Origin of the sequence: Vibrio sp. 10N.222.46.A1 (assembly GCF_041473595.1) — a bacterium.
Lineage (GTDB): Bacteria > Pseudomonadota > Gammaproteobacteria > Enterobacterales > Vibrionaceae > Vibrio > Vibrio tasmaniensis_A.
Genome location: NZ_JBFRSN010000188.1, coordinates 1 through 2,446, shown reverse-complemented (window position 1 = coordinate 2,446; position 2,446 = coordinate 1). Strand labels below are relative to the sequence as shown.

At 44.6% G+C, this 2,446-nt stretch carries 1 protein-coding gene and 1 pseudogene; both read left to right on the top strand.

Annotation, left to right across the window (positions count from 1 at the left end; translation table 11 throughout):
• On the top strand, window positions 1–1,532 hold a 1,532-nt coding region (locus tag AB4496_RS06470; protein ID WP_372104568.1), incomplete at its 5' end, for an ABC transporter transmembrane domain-containing protein.
• Window positions 1,529–2,446 (top strand): annotated as a pseudogene (locus AB4496_RS06465) (ABC transporter permease); the annotation flags it as partial. The gene AB4496_RS06470 and the pseudogene AB4496_RS06465, both read left to right, overlap by 4 nt.

Here is a 2,446-nt window from a genome sequence, read left to right as displayed (position 1 = left end):
CTTTCTCTACAATAATTTCCACTCTATTTGGCTTGGTACTGCCCTTCTCCATTCTGATCATTTTCGACCGAGTATTACCAAACCAAGCACAAGATACGTTGTTCTTGCTGTTCGCGATTATCCTGATTTCTATCTTCCTCGACTACCACCTGAAAAATCAGGAAGAGAAGATATCTTCCGTCATCATGAGGCAGTTTGAGACCAACTTAACCAACAAGGTATTCCAATCCATCTGTTTGGCTGAGATCTCTAAATTTCGCCGCTTAGAACCGGGCGAATACCTAGAGCGAATCTCAACCATTCCTGAGTTGAAAACCTTCTTTGGCGGCGAATCGGTTCGAGCCCTGATAAACCTTGCTGTCAGCGTGATCACCATCCTCATTATTGGTCTGATCAACATATGGGCTGGCGTGACGCTTCTGATTGCCTCGCTCATTTTAGCCATTTTCGCTTGGAGCCTTTCTAAGCAGAAGATTGGCAGCTTACAAAACAAGTCCGATATAGAGGGCTTAACCACATCCAAAATCATTGAAATCATTTCTAGCCCTCTGGATATCAAAGCTCGAAACATGGAATACCGCGTTGAAAGCCTGATGACCCAAATGGTCGAGGAACGTGAAGTTGAAAACATCAAATACGAACAGATTGAATCGAATTTTGGCTTAATCTTAGCGCTCATCCAACAACTCTCGATTGCTTGTGTTGTTGTGGTATTGGCAACAGCCGTGATCAATATGGAGTCAAGCCAAGGCATTATGGCCGCGATAATCATGCTTACCAATCGTTACTTCGCGCCCTACCAACAAGTGATGCGTACCGCGAGCCGCTGGGAACTAAACAAGCTCCATATACAACGTATCGCCGAACTTCTTGAACTGGCCGCGTCGGTTGAACATCAACATGAGACGACCGAAGTAGAACGTATTTCTGTTAAATATTCTGAAAAGCAGCGTATCGAATTCGAACTCGGACAAACTTATTTGCTTACCGGGAAAAGTGGCTCCGGCAAGACCCACCTTGCCAACTGTATTACACGTCAGAACAATGATAACAAACTGGACATCATGATTAATGACACGCCTCTGAGTGACGTAAACTACAACGTTTGGCGTAACAGCGTGCTGATGGTCGATAAAACAAGTTCATTCGTGGAAGGGACCATTATTGATAACCTAACCTGTTTCCGTCCAAGCCTGAACAATACGGCTTTCGCCTTATGTGAAACCATGAACATCAAGGCTCAAATTGATGGGCTGCCTGCAGGTTTCTATACCGAGCTCAAAGGTCACATGCGTAACCCATTCTCACGCCAAGTTGGCTATGCTCTGTTATTAGTCCGTGCCCTGCTCGCCAGTAAGCGTGTGTTGATATTCGACGATATAGACTGCGTCTTTGATGAAGAATTTGCACGCGTCGTACTGACCAGTACTGCCTATCGTGCCAATGACAAAATCTTAATCATCGCCAGCAATAAAATGGACAAACTCAACCACCGCCTCAAACGCGTAAAACTTACCGGAGGTGACCAATGAGTATCCTAGTAGACTTCAATAATGTGCCGCAACGTGTCTTGGATTTTGAATCTAGTGGATACGACGAACGTTACAGTCAATCGCCACTTATTCGTGGTTTGGCCTACACCTTGATAGCACTCGAATGGGAAGGCACGCCCGCTATACTCAGCGATGCTTTTATTCCAAAACCCAAAGACGGTGATAGCTTTACAGCAACCATAGAGCGCCTTGGATACCGCTGTGATGTGACCAAACTAAAGACACTCGAGAATATCGATAAATATCCTCACCCGTGCTTTATTGAGATAGAAAACCTCAGTGCCATCTTCTTAGGGACAAAAGATGGGAAGTTGCTGCTGTTTGATTACACGAACAACAACACCATTGAATACCCAATGTGTAAAAAGCCCTGCTTGCTGATTTCTATTAGCGAATATTCTCGTCTGTTCCGCGAACCACCTCCGGAATCGCAAGATAGAAGCAATTGGATAAAATACGCTTTCTATCGTTACAACAATGAACTTAAAAGCCTGATCATTCTGAGTTTCGTCATCAGTATTCTCGGTGCATTGCAGCCATTCTTCATCATGAGTGTCTATAACTTCGCACTGACTTCGAGCTCTCAAGCCACACTCTATTGGTTAACCTTATTCGCCATTATTGTTGGCTTCTCTGAATACTTCTTTAAGAAAATGCGGGTAAATATCATTGCCACTTCCGGTAAAGATCTCGCGGTGCACATCTCACAAGCCGTAATATCGAAACTTCTCTGGCTGCCCTACGCGATGACATCAACCGCTGGGGTTTCGTCGCAGTTGGCTCGTTTGAAAGATATCGATACGTTCCGCCGCTTAGTGACTGCAGAATCAACGCTCAGCTATTTTGATATGCCGTTTGTGATTGTATTTATCATCGCCATTGCTCTGATGTCT